18 protein-coding genes and 1 pseudogene are annotated in these 15,939 nt (G+C 58.8%); 11 read left to right on the plus strand and 8 right to left on the minus strand.

Annotated features, from left to right (window positions below):
- The first annotated feature begins 188 nt into the window (after positions 1-188).
- Entirely contained in the window at positions 189-1,199 is a 1,011-nt protein-coding gene (locus DA792_RS11155; protein WP_107720005.1) for a phosphoadenosine phosphosulfate reductase, read from the plus strand.
- 16 nt (positions 1,200-1,215) lie between these two features.
- Here DA792_RS11155 and ureG read toward each other — a convergent pair whose 3' ends face one another.
- The 3 genes from ureG to DA792_RS11170 are packed head-to-tail and all read right to left on the minus strand — an operon-like array spanning position 1,216 to position 3,083.
- On the minus strand, positions 1,216-1,830 hold the full coding sequence (ureG, locus tag DA792_RS11160; protein ID WP_107720006.1) for an urease accessory protein UreG: 615 nt from the start codon (positions 1,828-1,830) through the stop codon (positions 1,216-1,218).
- A 46-nt stretch (positions 1,831-1,876) separates the two neighbouring features.
- Positions 1,877-2,512 (minus strand): urease accessory protein UreF, encoded by a 636-nt coding sequence (locus DA792_RS11165; RefSeq protein ID WP_107720007.1) that lies wholly within the window; start codon positions 2,510-2,512, stop codon positions 1,877-1,879.
- Positions 2,505-3,083, minus strand: a complete 579-nt coding sequence (locus DA792_RS11170; RefSeq protein WP_199908161.1) for an urease accessory protein UreE — start codon at positions 3,081-3,083, stop codon at positions 2,505-2,507. Before DA792_RS11170 ends, DA792_RS11165 begins: the two co-directional genes overlap by 8 nt.
- Positions 3,084-3,204: 121 nt before the next feature.
- Here DA792_RS11170 and DA792_RS11175 point away from each other — a divergent pair, with 121 nt between their 5' ends.
- Together DA792_RS11175 and DA792_RS11180 are read left to right on the plus strand one after the other, a co-directional pair.
- Positions 3,205-4,272 (plus strand): hypothetical protein, encoded by a 1,068-nt coding sequence (locus DA792_RS11175; protein ID WP_107720008.1) that lies wholly within the window; start codon positions 3,205-3,207, stop codon positions 4,270-4,272.
- Positions 4,273-4,334: 62 nt separating this feature from the next.
- Positions 4,335-4,658, plus strand: a complete 324-nt coding sequence (locus tag DA792_RS11180; RefSeq protein ID WP_159075251.1) for a hypothetical protein — start codon at positions 4,335-4,337, stop codon at positions 4,656-4,658.
- Positions 4,659-4,692: 34 nt separating this feature from the next.
- On the opposite strand, the gene ureC is transcribed toward DA792_RS11180, so the two are convergent.
- From ureC to DA792_RS11205, 5 genes are read right to left on the minus strand one after another with little or no spacing between them, the layout of a single operon-like run.
- Entirely contained in the window at positions 4,693-6,405 is a 1,713-nt protein-coding gene (gene ureC, locus DA792_RS11185; RefSeq protein WP_107720010.1) for an urease subunit alpha, read from the minus strand.
- Positions 6,406-6,416: 11 nt separating this feature from the next.
- On the minus strand, positions 6,417-6,662 hold the full coding sequence (locus DA792_RS11190) for a lysozyme inhibitor LprI family protein (protein WP_199908162.1): 246 nt from the start codon (positions 6,660-6,662) through the stop codon (positions 6,417-6,419).
- A complete protein-coding gene (locus DA792_RS11195) occupies positions 6,659-6,964 on the minus strand; it encodes an urease subunit beta (RefSeq protein ID WP_107720011.1) in 306 nt (101 codons plus the stop codon). Before DA792_RS11195 ends, DA792_RS11190 begins: the two co-directional genes overlap by 4 nt.
- 10 nt (positions 6,965-6,974) lie before the next feature.
- Positions 6,975-7,277 carry an urease subunit gamma gene (locus DA792_RS11200; RefSeq protein WP_009570816.1) on the minus strand — a complete coding sequence of 101 codons (303 nt, stop codon included), beginning with the start codon at positions 7,275-7,277 and terminating at the stop codon, positions 6,975-6,977.
- 23 nt (positions 7,278-7,300) lie between these two features.
- Positions 7,301-8,137 (minus strand): urease accessory protein UreD, encoded by an 837-nt coding sequence (locus tag DA792_RS11205; RefSeq protein ID WP_107720012.1) that lies wholly within the window; start codon positions 8,135-8,137, stop codon positions 7,301-7,303.
- A gap of 162 nt (positions 8,138-8,299) precedes the next feature.
- On the opposite strand from DA792_RS11205, the gene pyrC reads away from it, so the two are divergent.
- From pyrC to DA792_RS11245, 8 genes and pseudogenes are all read left to right on the plus strand, one after another.
- Positions 8,300-9,340: a dihydroorotase gene (pyrC, locus tag DA792_RS11210; RefSeq protein ID WP_107720013.1), complete on the plus strand. Its 1,041-nt coding sequence runs from the start codon at positions 8,300-8,302 to the stop codon at positions 9,338-9,340.
- An 18-nt stretch (positions 9,341-9,358) separates the two neighbouring features.
- Positions 9,359-10,039, plus strand: coding sequence for an orotate phosphoribosyltransferase (locus DA792_RS11215; protein WP_107720014.1), 681 nt, complete (start codon positions 9,359-9,361; stop codon positions 10,037-10,039).
- Between the two features lie 204 nt (positions 10,040-10,243).
- Positions 10,244-11,767, plus strand: a complete 1,524-nt coding sequence (locus tag DA792_RS11220; RefSeq protein WP_107720015.1) for a replicative DNA helicase — start codon at positions 10,244-10,246, stop codon at positions 11,765-11,767.
- 98 nt (positions 11,768-11,865) lie between these two features.
- On the plus strand, positions 11,866-12,906 hold the full coding sequence (gene alr, locus DA792_RS11225; protein ID WP_107720016.1) for an alanine racemase: 1,041 nt from the start codon (positions 11,866-11,868) through the stop codon (positions 12,904-12,906).
- Positions 12,903-13,705: pseudogene (locus tag DA792_RS11230) on the plus strand (MlaE family ABC transporter permease). Before alr ends, DA792_RS11230 begins: the two are co-directional and overlap by 4 nt.
- Positions 13,702-14,451, plus strand: a complete 750-nt coding sequence (locus DA792_RS11235; protein ID WP_107720017.1) for an ABC transporter ATP-binding protein — start codon at positions 13,702-13,704, stop codon at positions 14,449-14,451. Before DA792_RS11230 ends, DA792_RS11235 begins: the two are co-directional and overlap by 4 nt.
- Positions 14,452-14,583: 132 nt before the next feature.
- Positions 14,584-15,384: a DNA repair protein gene (locus DA792_RS11240; protein WP_107720018.1), complete on the plus strand. Its 801-nt coding sequence runs from the start codon at positions 14,584-14,586 to the stop codon at positions 15,382-15,384.
- 82 nt (positions 15,385-15,466) lie between these two features.
- Positions 15,467-15,931, plus strand: coding sequence for a paraquat-inducible protein A (locus tag DA792_RS11245; protein ID WP_107720019.1), 465 nt, complete (start codon positions 15,467-15,469; stop codon positions 15,929-15,931).
- The last annotated feature ends 8 nt before the right edge of the window (positions 15,932-15,939 follow it).

Here is a 15,939-nt window from a genome sequence, read left to right on the forward strand (position 1 = left end):
AACACCCTATTTGGATAACAGATCGTTAACCAAATTCACGCCTTCTGATCTCACGCAGCCAATCGCACAATCGGGCGGGGTCGCGAGGCAGACAGGCGCGTTGTGGTGAGCGAAAAAGACCATGACGCAGAGGCAATGGACCGGCGAGACAACCGGCCAAACCAGCGACGCAAGGAGAGAACCGCACGATGGACAATCTGGAGACTGACCTGCAAAAGGCCGTAGCGGATTTAGAAGACATCTCCGATTTTTCGCGCGCAGAATGGTGCGACGCGATTGAAGATCTGTCCGAAGAGCTCGGCTATTATCAGCCGCTCGGTTCCGATTTCTCGGCGGCGTTCCTGGATGAAAAACCTCGGCTCTTGGTGTGTTTTGACACCTATGAACGCGCAACAGAGCGCACCGATCTGGGCTACCCGCACGGGATGATGCTGGCCGCTCATCACGGTTGGTCCACCCTCACCCTGATCGCCCATGGCCCCGACCCCAAAAACGTCTGGTTCCGCGCGCCTGAAATCACCCGCTATTTCGACCGTCTCGTCGACGAAGGCTTTTTTGAGGATTTCGATCAGGTGGTGTTTTACGGTGCCGGGGCCTGTGGTTACGCCGCAGCCGCCTATTCCGTGGTTGCCCCCGGCGCGACCGTGATCGCCATTGCGCCCCAAGCCACACTGGATGGCCGTCTGGCGTCCTGGGATCATCGTTTCCCGGCCACTCGCCGGATGGATTTCACCTCCCGCTATGGCTTTGCCCCAAATATGGTTGATGGTGCAGATCGGGTGTTTATCCTGTATGATCCAAAGATAGAAATGGACGCGATACACGCCGCCCTGTTTCATCAACCTCATGTCAGCCGCGTCCCCTGCCGCTTGTTTGGTGCCGACCCGGAATTTGAAATGATGGAAATGGGGGCTTTGGCACCGATCTTAGTGGCCGCGATGCAGGGCACTCTCGATCAACGCCGGATGACACAGGCGTTGCGCATGCGGCGCGAGCATTTGGGCTATCTGCGTCGGCTTTTGGGGGAACTGGCCCCGGACAACCGTCCGATGCAAACCGCGCTTTTGTGCCGCCATGTGGTCAAAACCCGCCCCGGCGCGCGTCGGTTCCGCCGCGCTTTGCAAACGGCAACATCCGCTTTGGAAGAAAAAGGTGTGGCATTGCCGTGGGAAAAGGAGACTGAGGGCGTGGACGGTTAAGTCCAGCCTTCCTCGCTCACATCAGCCCACCATCCTCCTCGACAAACCGCACCGCCTCAGTGACGCCTTGGCCCGTGCGCAATGACGCCATGATATAGGGCCGCCCCCCACGGGCGCGTTTGGTATCCGCCTCCAAAAGCGCCGGGTCGACGCCAACATAGGGCGCAAGATCAACCTTGTTGACGATCAACAAATCAGACCGTGTCACCCCCGGCCCGCGCTTGCGTGGGATGTCCTGTCCGGCGGCGGTGTCGATCACATAGATCGTCAAATCCGCCAATTCCGGCGAAAACGTCGCGGCCAAATTGTCGCCGCCGCTTTCAATCAATATCACATCAAGATCCGGAAACGCCGCGTTCAAATCCGCCACGGCGGCCAGATTGATCGAGGCATCTTCGCGGATCGCCGTATGCGGGCAACCGCCCGTTTCCACGCCGCGGATGCGTTCCATCGGCAAGATTTGTTGCCGCATCAACGCCTCCGCATCCTCGCGGGTGTAGATGTCATTGGTGATCACCGCGACCGAGTAGGTCTCTGCCAAAGCCTTGGCCAAAGCCCCGGTCAATGTGGTTTTACCCGCCCCCACAGGGCCGCCGATTCCAACGCGCAAAGGTCCGTTTGGGGATGCCATTATCTGTCTCCTGTTCACTAAAGCGTTTCGTGGTTCTGATGGGCTCTCAGGTCTTGAAAATACGCACATCCATGTCTTCGTGGCGCGCCGCCATCAGATCGGCGGCAAAAGCCCCGGTCGTTAGCCCCGCCTCCGTTGCGGCCAAAGCCTCTTCGGCCACTTGCTCGATCACTTGGTGCATATTGGACAACACCGTCTGCCCCGCCGCCTGCCCCAAAGGCACAAAGCGCACGGCGGCGGACACAAGATTGGAGGTAAAGCTATGAAGGTATAGGGAAATCACAGTTTTAACCGGCAAATCAAGCGCGCGCGCGGCCTCCGCGACTGCCACAGGCAAAGCCCGCGCCTGGGCCTTTATTCCGCCCATTTGCGTCACGGTTCTGGCAAAGGCCGCGCCTTGTTCAGAGGTCTCGTGCCAGCGCTCACGCGTGCCCGCCAAAGCCTCCGCCAAGGCTGCCATTTCATCGGCATCTGCGCCCTGCAACACCATCGACATCAGCCAAGCATCGACCCGTCCTCCGCCTTTTTGCAGCGTCAGCGTTAACCACGTCTCAAGGCTTGCACCATCGCTCACCGCACCCTCTGTGATCGCCAATTCCAGCGCATGGGAATAGGCGAACGCCCCCAGCGGAAAAGCCGGTGAGAGCCATTGGGTCAGGGTGAGCAGGCTTTGGTCAGTCATGGGGGTGATCCTGGGAATGGTCGTGGGCGTGCGCGTGGTGGTGATCATGGTCATGCGTGTGGCTGTGATCATGGCTGTGGTCGCCATGCTCATGTCCCATATGTTGATGATCCCCATGCTCATGCCCCATGGTGCGACCATGGCCATAGGCCCCGCCTTCCGGGCTAAACGGTGCAATAATGTCGTGCACCTCGGCCCCCAACTGTTCCAACATCGCCTTTAGCACCGGATCGCGTTGGATCACCAAACGATCCGGCGCGATTTCGCAGGGCGTATGACGGTTGCCGATGTGCCACGCGTAGCGCGTCACCGTGTCGCCCGTGATCGCCAAAAGCGCCTCCTCGGCGGCCACCACACCAATGATCCGCCCGTCCTCAAGCCGGATACCATCGCCAGCCTGCAACGAAATAGTCTGCGGCAAATCGAGGAAAATCGTGTCCCCCGCAGCGGTCATCAACTTTTTGCGCCGCAACAACCGTTGATCATAGGTTAACGCAACCGTGTCGCTGACTGCGTTTGTGGCTCCGACGCCACCGCCGGGCAGCACGTCAAAGGCTTTCATCGCGCTCATTTCATACTCTCCTTCAAGAATTGGGACTTTCTTAACCGACTCGCCCCCAAATAGAGGTCAAGGAGACCCAGACCATGAGTTCTAAGCCCATATCCTTTGACCCCATAACCGCTGTGACGCCATGACTTTGTCCCCGCATGATCATCCCGCCTTAGAGGCCGTAGATGAATTGGCCGAGGTCCGCGCGCACATCGAACGTCTGCGCGAGCGGGAGGCGGAGCTTTGCGACGAGATCCGAAGCTTTGCAACACAGACCGGCGGAATGCGCGTCTGTGGCACCTCCCGCGATGCCGTGATCGAACAGCGTCGTCCGCGCCGGGTTGACCTTGGAAAGCTGCCGAAAGAGGTCTTTCTCGATCCAAACCTTCTCATCGAGCAGACCGAAACCGTTGTGTTGATCTGGCCGAAAACAACATCCGCCGCTGTGCCCGCGCGCCTCCCCGCATCGGTCGCAGATGTGGATACAGCACAGATTGCAGAGGTCGCGGACCTCCACAACGCCGCATCGGACCTGCCGCAAGGTGATGTTGTCGAGACTGCGCACATGAGCACAGAGTTGCGTGGCCTGGATGAGATCACAGACATCGACGGCACGCCTGAGCCGATGCCAGAGCTGGACCATGACCTTGCCACCGCACCAGACATGGGCCTTGCTCCTCCGACGGCAGAAATGCGCACCATTGGCGCACCGCTCAATGAAGAAGACCCGATCGGCGACATGCTGGACCTCGGTGCTCGAGTGAATGACATCGAAAGCGATTTCTCCTTAGATGAGGTGCCTTCTGATCCCCCCCCATACGCGAGCTGCGATTGCGCCCCCCAAAGCGATGACGTGCCCATGGACACCAGTGACGATCCTTTTGGCCTCAAGGACGCGGTCCCCACACAGAGTGCTTCGGCACCGTTGGAGGTGGATGAGGCCGGGGCACCCGAATGTGCGGCCCCGCGCGATCTACGCCCGACCGCCCATGCACATCTGCAACCCATGGCCGGTTTGCACGAAGAAGAGGTCGCACAGGCCCTTGCCGACGCTGACACGCCGCTCGATCCGGTGACATTGTCCGACGCCCTGAGTGAGGCCCAAACTCTTGAAACCCAAATGGATTTACAGGTGGAGCTTGGCGGCGTTGATCTGAGTGATGACCTGCCCGCCGCCTTTGCCACATCCCGTGCGATCTCGGGCGTTTGACCCGAGCGCGATGTCCCGCCGCACCACACCATGATGAATCCAGAAGGAGAAACACGATGTTCATGACCCGATCCCCGGCCGACGAGTTGGCCAGTTTGCGCGCCAAAATCGCCGAATTGCGCGCCCGCGAGACCGCTTTGGAAGCGCGCTTTATCGAAATGAACGATACGGGGCGCTTTGTTGGATTTTCCTATGACGTCGTGGTGTCGCGCACCGCGTATCAAGTGTTTGACATTTCCAAACTGCCGGACAGCATCCTCAACGACGATCGTTTTTACGCAACCAAACATGTGACCTCGATCCGCGTCGAACCGCGCGATGAGACCGACGCCTTCATGCTGCCGCAGCACGCGGGCGAAGAGTTTGACGTGATCGAACACCATTAAAGTCTCGATCTTGAAATCGACCCAAGCAGGCCGTTCAAAACAGAAAATAGCGTTGCGCCATGGGCAGTTCCGAGGCAGGTTCACAGGTCAACAACTCTCCATCGGCGCGCACCTCGTATGTTTCAGGATTGACGTCGATCTTAGGCGTTGCCGTGTTCATCACCATCGACGATTTGCCAATCTTGCGGGTGTTTTCCACCGCCACGGTTTGTTTGCGGAGCCCCAAAGAGGCGCCGATGCCCTCGGCCTGCGCCGCAGCCGAGACGAACAACACGGCGGAATGTTCCACCGCGCGCCCCATGGCACCAAACATCGGGCGGGTATAGACGGGTTGCGGCGTCGGTATGGAGGCATTTGGATCGCCCATTTGCGCCACCGCGATTGAGCCGCCCAAAAGCACCATCTCCGGTTTCACCCCAAAGAATGCCGGCGACCACATCACCAAATCGGCGCGTTTACCGACCTCGATCGACCCAATTTCGCGGCTCATCCCATGGGCAATCGCCGGGTTGATCGTGTATTTCGCGATGTAACGCTTGACCCGAACGTTGTCATTGTCGCCCGTCTCGTCCGACAAGCGACCGCGTTGTTTCTTCATCTTATCTGCCGTTTGCCATGTGCGGATCAAGACTTCGCCCACCCGGCCCATCGCCTGACTGTCAGAGGCGATGATCGAAAACGCGCCCATGTCATGCAGGATGTCTTCGGCGGCAATCGTTTCTTTGCGAATGCGCGACTCTGCAAAAGCCACATCCTCGGGGATGGATTTGTCGAGATGGTGACACACCATGAGCATGTCGAGGTGTTCTTCCAAGGTGTTGACCGTGTAGGGCCGGGTCGGGTTGGTCGACGACGGGATCACATGCTCCTCGCCCACCACTTTGATGATGTCCGGGGCGTGACCGCCCCCCGCGCCTTCGGTGTGAAAGGCGTGGATTGTACGGCCTTTCATCGCCTTGACCGTGTTCTCGACAAAGCCGGATTCGTTCAACGTATCGGTGTGGATCATCACCTGAACGTCCATGTCATCGGCCACCGACAGACAGCAATCAATCGCGCCGGGCGTGGTGCCCCAATCCTCGTGCAGCTTGAGCGCAGCCGCGCCCGCCTTGACCATTTCGACCAAAGCCTGAGGTTGGCTCGCATTCCCCTTGCCCGCCAGCGCGATGTTCATCGGCACACCGTCAAGCGCCTGCAACATCCGGCCAATATGCCACGGACCGGGCGTACAGGTGGTTGCCAAAGTGCCATGCGCCGGTCCCGTGCCGCCGCCCAACATCGTGGTCAGGCCGGAATGTAGAGCGTCTTCAATCTGTTGCGGGCAAATAAAGTGGATGTGGCTGTCAAAGCCCCCCGCCGTGATGATCCGGCCTTCGCCTGCGATCACTTCGGTGCCGGGACCGACGATGATGTCAACATTCGGTTGGGTGTCCGGGTTCCCGGCCTTACCGATCCCCGCAATACGTCCGCTTTTGAGACCGATGTCGGCCTTGAAAATCCCGGTCACATCCAAAATCAAGGCGTTGGTGATCACCGTATCAACAGCGCCTTGAGCGCGCGACAATTGCGACTGGCCCATACCATCGCGGATCACTTTACCGCCGCCAAATTTGACCTCTTCGCCATAAGGCCCGGTCAGGTCGCGTTCGACCTCGATGATCAAATCCGTGTCGGCCAAACGCAGTTTGTCGCCCGTCGTAGGGCCAAACATATCGGCATAAGTCGCGCGGGAAATTTTTGCAGGCATCTCGGTCCCTCTCAGTACGTCTGATAGGCAGAGCGCATCTCATCCGTGCGCTGCCGTGTTAAATCTGCCAAACAGCTGTTCGTGATCAGCGGCTGAATCGACCCGCCCTCATAGAGCACAGCATCGGCGGCCTGATAGTCCTGATACGAACAGATGTTCCTATCGGTTTGGGTCATTGCATTGTCGCAATCCACCTTCGGCGCGTCCGCCAAAGCCGGTCCGAAAAACGAAATGAATATCAGAGCCTTACGGATCACAATTCACCCATCACTTTCTGATTGAAGCCATAGACTTCGCGCTTGCCCGACAGCGGCACAAGGCTGATTTCGCGGGTTTGGCCCGGCTCGAACCGCACGGCCGTGCCCGCCGCAATGTCGAGCCGTTTGCCGCGTGCGGCGTTGCGGTCAAAGGACAGCGCCTCATTGGTCTCATGGAAATGGTAATGTGAGCCGACCTGCACCGGGCGATCGCCGGTGTTAGAAACCTCAAGCACCGTCACCTCAGCGCCCGCGTTCAACTCGATGTCGCCCTCTTTGATGAAATACTCTCCAGGGATCATGGCGGTCTCCTTAACGAATGGGGTGATGAACAGTGACCAATTTGGTGCCATCCGGGAAAGTCGCCTCGACCTGCACCTCGGGGATCATTTCGGCGATGCCCTCCATACACATGTCTTTGGTCACGACATGCGCCGCCGATTGCATCAACTCGGACACCATTTTGCCGTCCCGCGCGCCTTCGACGACGAAATCGGTGATCAAGGCGATGGCCTCGGGATGATTGAGTTTCACACCCCGCGCAAGGCGCCCACGCGCCACCATTGCGGCCAAAGAGATCAAAAGTTTATCCTTTTCCCTCGGGGTCAGGTTCATGGTCGTCCCTCGTTCAATTCAAGTCACATTTGCCAGACGCGCGGCAAATCCACGCCTCTGATCTGGTTCAAAACCCGCGCCACATAGCGCCTCAGCGGATAGCCATCAGGTGCCATCGCCCGGATCACAAGTTTGCCGTTCCAACCCGACACCCCGGCGCTCACGCCCTCTTGCGCCGTCTGTTTGACCAGATCGGCCAAGGCTTCGGCACCCGGCGCGAACATTCCGATGGTCGCCACGGCGCGCGCGCCATTCAATGTCACCGCATGATCGCGCGCGGCCAAAAGGGCAGCGTCGATTTCCAGTGGCTCCAAGAATTCAAGCCGACCGGCGCGACGGATCTCGCGACGGTCGCGCAGGTGCAGCGTTTGCAGCGTCTCGCCCATGGCAGCACGGCCCAAGATCAACGACTCGACACAGGTGAACTGTGCATCCCCGGCGATCTGCGCACAGGTGCGGCGGTTCAATCGCGCCTTTTCAAACAGGATGGTTTCCTGCGGCAACCAATCAAGCCGCGCCCCCGCCCCGGCAATGAGCCGCACCGAGACATCCGCATCCGCACCATGGGCAACAGAGGCATAGGCGCGCTCGGCGGTTTGTGTGGTGCCAACAAGCGCCGCGCCCGCCTCAACCTCAAGCGTGTAATCCAACTGATCCCCGGCGGTTAACCCCCCGGATGTGTTGAGAAAAACCACCTCTGGCACCGTGGTGTGCACCCGTGGCAACATTGCTTTTGCGGAGCCGGATTGATGCAAATCCTTCAACCCATTCACGCCCATGACCACAAGCGCACGCCCCCGCACACGCTGCATATGAGGTGCAGCGCTTTGAAGCGGGGTCTGAGATGAGGTGTCAAGCATCCGGGTCTCCAAGTCGTCACCACGCTAGCCTCGGCCCCGCGCAGGCTTCAATCCCGCAGCCGCCCGATTGTACACAATCGCCGCGAAAACTGACCATCCGCTTAAAAAATAAGCACGAACTGCCATCTGGTGCTTTGTGCCGGAACGCGGTAATTCAGGGGCATGACCGATACACTCACCCTCCGCCGCCCCGACGATTGGCATTTGCATCTGCGCGATGGCGCGATGCTCAATGCCATTCTGCCCGAAACCACACGTCACTTTGCCCGCGCAATCGTGATGCCGAACCTTGTGCCCCCCGTGGTCACCGGCGACGACGCAGCCGCCTACCGCGAGCGCATCCTCAAAGCAAACCCGCGCAAAGGTCAGTTTGAGCCTCTGATGACGCTCTATTTGACCGAGCAAACAGACCCAAATGATGTGGCCATGGCGCATGCCAGCGGTTTGGTGAAGGCGGTGAAATTATATCCGGCCGGGGCGACGACCAATTCGGCCTCGGGTGTCACGAATTTCGAAAACGTGCGCGCTGTGTTGGAAAAAATGGCCGAGATCGGCCTGCCGCTTTGCATCCATGGCGAGGTGGTGACGCCGGACGTGGATATTTTTGACCGTGAGAAAGTGTTCATCGACACCCTGCTCGACCCGATCCGCCGCACCACCCCCGGCCTCAAAGTGGTGATGGAACACATCACCACGAAGGACGGCGTGGACTATGCCCGTTCAGTGGATCAGGGATTGGGCGCAACGATCACCACACATCACCTTGTGATCAATCGCAACCACATCCTCGTGGGCGGGATCAAACCGCATTATTATTGCCTGCCCGTGGCCAAACGTGAAACGCATCGTCTGGCTCTGGTGGAGGCGGCGACCTCGGGTGACAAACAGTTCTTTTTGGGCACCGATTCCGCACCACATCTGGACGGCGCGAAAGAGACCGCATGTGGGTGCGCGGGCTGTTTCACCGCCACGAACACCATGTCGATTCTCGCCGAAGTGTTTGAAAAAGAGGGAAAACTGGACGCTCTCGAAGCCTTCACCTCGATCAACGGGCCAACATTCTATGGCCTGCCGCTCAATGAGGCGACGATCACGCTGCGCCGGGGCGATCCGGTCCGCTACCCCGATAAAATCGACACCGAAAACGGTCCCGTGACCGTATTTGACCCGCAAATGCCGCTCCATTGGAGCGTCGAGGCCTAAGACGAAAGAGACCGCCAGATGATCCCCTCCTCCTTTCCTGACGAGACAGAAATCGCCCGTTTGACGGCGCGGATGTTGTTGGAAATCAAAGCCGTGCATTTCAACGCGCGCGAGCCCTTCACGCTGGCCTCTGGCCTGCCCAGCCCAACCTACATCGACTGTCGCAAACTGATTTCCTACCCCCGCATTCGCGCGACCTTGATGGATTTCCTGTCGGTGTCTGTGATGCGCGAAGCCGGGTTTGAGGCGTTTGACAATATCGCAGGCGGCGAAACGGCGGGCATTCCTTTTGCCGCGATGGTGGCCGAACGTCTGGCCCTGCCGATGACCTATGTGCGCAAAAAACCCAAAGGCTACGGTCGCAATGCCCGGATCGAAGGGCAGATGAGCGAGGGCGAGCGGGTGTTGTTGGTCGAAGATTTGACCACCGATGGCGGCTCGAAATTGTCCTTTGTCGATGCGATCCGTGAGACCGGCGCAACGTGCGGCTGGACAGCGGTGATTTTTTACTACGGGATTTTCCCGGAAACGGAAAAGACGCTGGGCGATCATGGCGTGAAACTGATCAGCCTGTGCACATGGTGGGATGTTTTGGCCGAGGCCAAACGCCAAGGTGCCTTTGACGCCGAAACGCTCGCAGAGGTGGAGAAATTCCTCAACGCCCCACGCGAATGGCAAGAGGCCAATAAAAAGGCCTGAGGCGGCGGAAATCCGCGCCCGAAATTTATGCGCCGCCCTCAGGGGCGGCGTTTTTCTTTGCAAACAGCCAAGTTAGCTTGCCTTGTTCATCTGTGTGCCAGTTATCCACACGTTATACATTTTGAAACCCGGCGCGCAGGCGGCTATGACACCCAAACCCGCGAGCAACACGCGACTCGCAGGATCATAAAGAGGGCCAGCCGGATGAATGACATCGCCACACTTCAGGACGCACGCACCGACAAAGCGGACGCGGCAACACCGTCGGTGATCACCTCCTATGCGGGGGCCGTGCCCCATAACATCGAGGCCGAGCAACAACTCTTGGGCGCACTTTTGACCAACAACGATGTGTTCGACAAAATCGCCTCGATCATCTCGCCCGACCATTTTTTCGACCCGGTGCACAAAGACATTTACGAGAAGGCTCAGGAGCGCATTCAAAAGAATATGCTCGCCTCTCCGGTGACGTTGAAAGCCTATATGGAGGACCATGAGGGCCTGAAAGAACTCGGTGGCCCGGCCTATTTGGCGCGTCTGGCGGCAAGTGCCATTTCGACCTATGCGGTGCGTGACTATGCCCAGTTGATCTATGATCTGTTCTTACGCCGTCAGTTGATTGAGCTGGGCAACGAGATTGCGGGCTCTGCCGCTTCTGGTTCCGACATTCGTGATCCCGGCGAGCAAATCGTGGCCGCCGAACAGCGGCTGTACACGCTGGCCGAACAGGGCAAGGGCGAAACCGGGTTCACCTCCTTCCTCTCCGCCGTCACCCAAGCCGTGCTCAACGCCAATGCCGCCTATGAGCGCGGTGGCGGCATGGCGGGGATTCAGACCCACCTCAACGATCTCGATAAAAAGATGGGCGGCTTGCACAAGTCCGACTTGATCATCTTGGCCGGACGTCCGTCGATGGGCAAAACCTCGCTGGCCACCAACATCGCCTTCAACATCGCCAAGGCCTATAAAAAGGGCACGCTGCCGGATGGGCGCGTCGGTGCAGTCGAGGGCGGGGTTGTCGGGTTTTATTCGCTTGAGATGAGCGCCGAACAGTTGGCGGCGCGGATCCTGGCCGAGGCCTCTGAGATTTCGTCGCATAAAATCCGCCAAGGTGACATGACCGAAGATCAGTTCCGCCGCTTTGTCGAAGCCGCCAAAACGCTTGAGACCTGCCCGCTTTATATCGACGACACCCCGGCCATTCCAATCTCGCAATTGGCGGCGCGCGCGCGGCGGTTGCAACGGACGCACGGGCTTGATCTGTTGATCATCGACTATCTGCAACTGGTGCGCGGCACCGCACGCAGCCAAGGCAACCGGGTGCAGGAGATCGGTGAGATTTCCATGGGCCTCAAAGCCATCGCCAAAGAACTCAACATCCCGGTGATCGCGCTCTCCCAGCTCAGCCGGACGGTGGAGAGCCGCGACGACAAACGGCCACAGCTTTCGGATTTGCGTGAATCCGGCTCGATCGAGCAAGACGCCGATGTGGTGATGTTTGTCTATCGTGGCGAATATTACAAAGAGCGCGAAAAGCCCGAAGAGCATGATATGGAGGCCACGACGCGCTGGGTCGAGGATATGGAGCGGCTGCACGGCAAGGCCGAAGTCATCCTTGGCAAGCAACGTCACGGCCCGATTGGCACGGTGGAACTGAGCTTTGAGGCGGAATTCACCCGCTTTGGCAACCTCATCCAGCCGTGGCAACAAAACGAACCCGAATACTAAGACCCAATACATAAGGACATCGGACCCGCCCGCGCGCGTTTTAAGCCTGCGTATAGATTTGCGCTTGCACAGAGCCGCGTGGAGGGTCAAAAAACGCCATGGCTACATCTGTTTTACATATTGATCTCACGGCTCTGACCGACAATTGGCGGGCGCTGGACCGTTTGACCGCACCCTCTGTGGAAACCGCCGCCGTGATCAAAGCGGACGCTTACGGGCTTGGCGTGGCCAAGGTCGGACGCGCTTTGGTTAAGGCCGGGGTGAAAAAGTTTTTCGTGGCCGCCGCCGAGGAAGGTGTGGCCCTGCGCGCGGCCATCGGTCCCTCGCCGTGGATTGGGGTGTTTGGCGGTCATATGGCCGGGGACACCGACATGATCGCGGATATGCATCTTGTACCGATGCTCAATTCCCTGGATCAAATCACCCGCCATTTCGAAGCCCTCCCCGGCGCGCCCTTCGGCATTCAACTTGACACCGGGATGAACCGTCTGGGTCTTGAAGCGCCCGAATGGGATGCGGTCAAAGATCTGGTGATCAAAGCCCGCCCCGATCTGATCATGTCGCATCTGGCCTGTGCCGATGAGCCAAAGCATCCGATGAACGCCCATCAACTGGCCAATTTCCGCCAGATGACCGAGGGCTTGACCGTGCCGCGTGCCTTATCAGCGACGGGTGGGATTTTGCTTGGGCCGGACTATCATTTCGATCTGGTGCGTCCGGGCATCGGCCTTTACGGCGGCTTACCGTTTGAAGACAGCAAACCCGTGGTGCGGCTGGAATGTCCTGTGATCCAGACCCGCGATGTCGCGCCCAATGAAACCGTCGGCTATTCCAACACATGGACCGCCGAAGTGCCCTCTCGGATCGCCACGATTTCCGCCGGTTACGCCGATGGTATTTCTCGGAAAATCTCCAACGCTGCGGTGCTGTTTGACGGTGACACCCCCTGCCCTCTGGTGGGCCGCGTGTCGATGGATTTGATCACCGTGGACATCACCCACCTCGATCACGTGCCCAAATCGCTTGATCTTTTATGCCCGCATCAAACGGTCGATGATCTGGCCGATGTGGCGGGCACGATTGGTTATGAAATCCTGACCTCTTTGGGCGCACGCTATCTGCGGCGGTATATCGGATGAGCCTCCCCCGCGCGGCCAACCCAATCTTGCACCTGCTGGCCCGTTTGGGCGCGGCAGTGCTTGGGGCTTTTGCCGCTGTGGGCCGTTTGACGCTGTTCACGCTCTCGACCTTCCGTCACATCCTCACGCCGCCGTTTTACAGTCGCGAATTCTTTCACGCCTTGATGACTGTCGGCTACCTGTCCCTGCCCGTTGTCGGGTTGACCGCGCTGTTCACGGGGGGGCTTTGGCGTTGCAAATCTATGCCGGTGGCGCACGGTTTTCGGCCGAACAAGTGGTGCCACAAATCGTCGCCTTGGGGGTCGTGCGCGAACTCGGCCCGGTGATGGTCGGGCTGATGATGGCGGCTCGGGTGACCTCGTCCATTGCCGCCGAAATCGCCACGATGAAAGTCACCGAACAAATCGACGCGCTGGTCACCCTCTCGACCAATCCGATGAAATACCTCGCCGCCCCGCGCGTTTTGGCCGGGCTGTTGACCGTGCCGTTTTTGGTGGCGGTGGGCGACACAGTCGGAGTATTTGGCGGCTGGTTTGTCTCCGTCAAGTCGCTCGACTTCAATTCCGCCACCTACCTCAAAAACACCATAGATTTCCTTGAGATGCCCGACATCGTCTCGTCATTGGTCAAAGGGGCTGCGTTTGGCGTCATCGCCACGTTGATGGGCTGTTATTTCGGGATGAATTCGGGCCGGGGCGCGCAGGGCGTGGGGCAAGCAACCAAATCCTCGGTCGTCGCCGCCGCCGTGTTGATCCTGGCCGCCAACTTCCTTTTGACACAGGCGTTTTTTGCCGCATGATCACGCTGACCGACGTTCATAAATCCTTTGGATCGAAACAGATCCTGCGCGGTGTCAACCTGACGGTGGAGCGCGGCGAAAGCTGTGTCATCATCGGCGGATCGGGCACCGGGAAATCGGTCATGCTCAAGTGCATTTTGGGCCTTGTGATCCCGGATCAAGGCACGATTACGGTCGATGGCGAAGAGGTCACCGCCAGTGGCGACCGCGACGCGTTTTTGGCCCGGTTTGGCATGTTGTTCCAAGGCGCGGCCCTGTTTGACAGCCTTCCAGTTTGGCAAAACGTTGCCTTTCGACTGTTGCGCGGCTCGTTAAAACGGCCCCGCGCCCAAGCGCGTGAGATCGCGATTGAGAAACTGCGCCGGGTCGGGTTGTCGCCCGATGTGGCCGATCAATTTCCCGCCGAACTGTCGGGCGGCATGCAAAAACGTGTGGGCCTTGCCCGCGCCATTGCCGCCGATCCCGAAATCATTTTCTTTGACGAACCGACCACCGGGTTGGACCCGATCATGGCCGGGGTGATCAACGAATTGATCCGCGAGATCGTGGTGGAAATGGGCGCGACCGCGCTGACCATCACCCATGACATGACCTCGGTGCGCGCGATTGCCGACAAGGTGGCAATGTTGCATGGCGGCAAAATGCGTTGGCATGGTCCCGTGGCACACATGGACACGGCGAACGACCCGTATCTCACCCAATTCATCACCGGCTCACCGCATGGGCCGATCGAGACCCTGCGCTAAGTGTCGACAATTGCACATTTTAGGCAAAACTGTTTCCAAAGCGGAAACAAAAACCCTCTAACCCACATGAATCATTGATTTTTCTTTGCCCGCACGGTTTCGTTAACCGGCGGGTAATGATGGGGGCTGATCATGGTCGATCAAATGGACGGGCGAACGGGATTTCGCCTGATGCAGCATGTGCTGCAAGACATGGCAAAATGGACGATCATCGCGCTGGCAATTGCCGCGTCTGTGAGCACGGCTTTGTCTTTCGCCGGGCTCTGGCCTTGGCTTGGGATGCAGGTAGAGATCCACGGCGGTGAGACCGTCCAAGTTGGCCCCTATGTGCAAACTGGCCTGACAATCCTATTGCTGTCGCTCTGTGCGTTTTTGCCCGGTGTGAACCGGATGCTCGACCTTGAACGCAGCCACCGCAGCTTTGCCGTTTCGATGCAAGACGTGGCACAGGCCTATCGCCTCAGCCATGCCACAGATCGAGACAGCGCCTTTGCCCTCTCCTCAGAGTTTGACAGCGTCCGCGCCCGCCTTCATCATCTGCGCGCTCATCCCGATCTGGCCAGTTTGGAGCCGGAAGTGATGGAACTGGCGGCGCAGATGTCGCACACCACCCGCGATCTGGCCCAGATTTATTCCGACGAAAAAGTCACCCGCGCCAAGGTGTTTTTGACCGAACGGCAACAAGACCTTGAGGCATTTCAAGACAAGCTCGATCTGGCGCTCTCCATCACCGAAGAATTGAAACGCTGGCAACGTGACATCGAAGCCAGTGAACGCGAGGCGAACCGTCACATGGACCGTCTTGAGCGTGATCTCAAAGAGGTGCTGCCGGGACTTGGCTATGAGTTGGACGATCTCGACATGGCCGACGACGACGGCAAGGTGGTGTCCATGCCCAAATCTGCGATGAGCACGCCAGATCGGACCAATTAGCCGTCATGTAGCCGTCATGGGGCGTGGCCCGGGGCAGATCAGCACTCTTGCAATCGCGCCGTGACACTGCCACTTCGATGATATGACAGTCCCGCGCCTTCTCAATCTTTCGCTTTTGATCCTGTTTCCGATCTCCTGGATCGCGCCTCTGATGCGCGCCGGTCTATTGCCGCTGTTTGGCCTGTCCGATATTTCGGTCCTCTCTGGCATTGGCGGGCTGTGGCACAAAGATATTTTTCTCGCCCTCGTGGTCGTGTTCTTCGCCCTGATCGCCCCCATCGCCAAGGTCCTTGCCCTTGAGGGTCTCTTGTCTGGCCGCCTGCCCGCTCGGATCAAGCCCTGGTTGTTTCACCTTGGGCGGTTGGCGATGGCGGATGTGTTTTTGATCGCGATCTATATCACTCTGGCCAAAGGCATGGGCGTTGGCCGACTTGAGGTCGGGTGGGGACTATACCTGTTCACGTTTTGCGTGTTGCTCAGTCTGGCTTTGAGTATTTTCACCACGGCAAAGGCCGAAGACTTGCGCAGCGCCCCCTTGAAAGATTAGAACGAAGC

Source organism: Celeribacter baekdonensis (assembly GCF_003047105.1).
Taxonomy (GTDB): Bacteria; Pseudomonadota; Alphaproteobacteria; order Rhodobacterales; family Rhodobacteraceae; genus Celeribacter; species Celeribacter baekdonensis_B.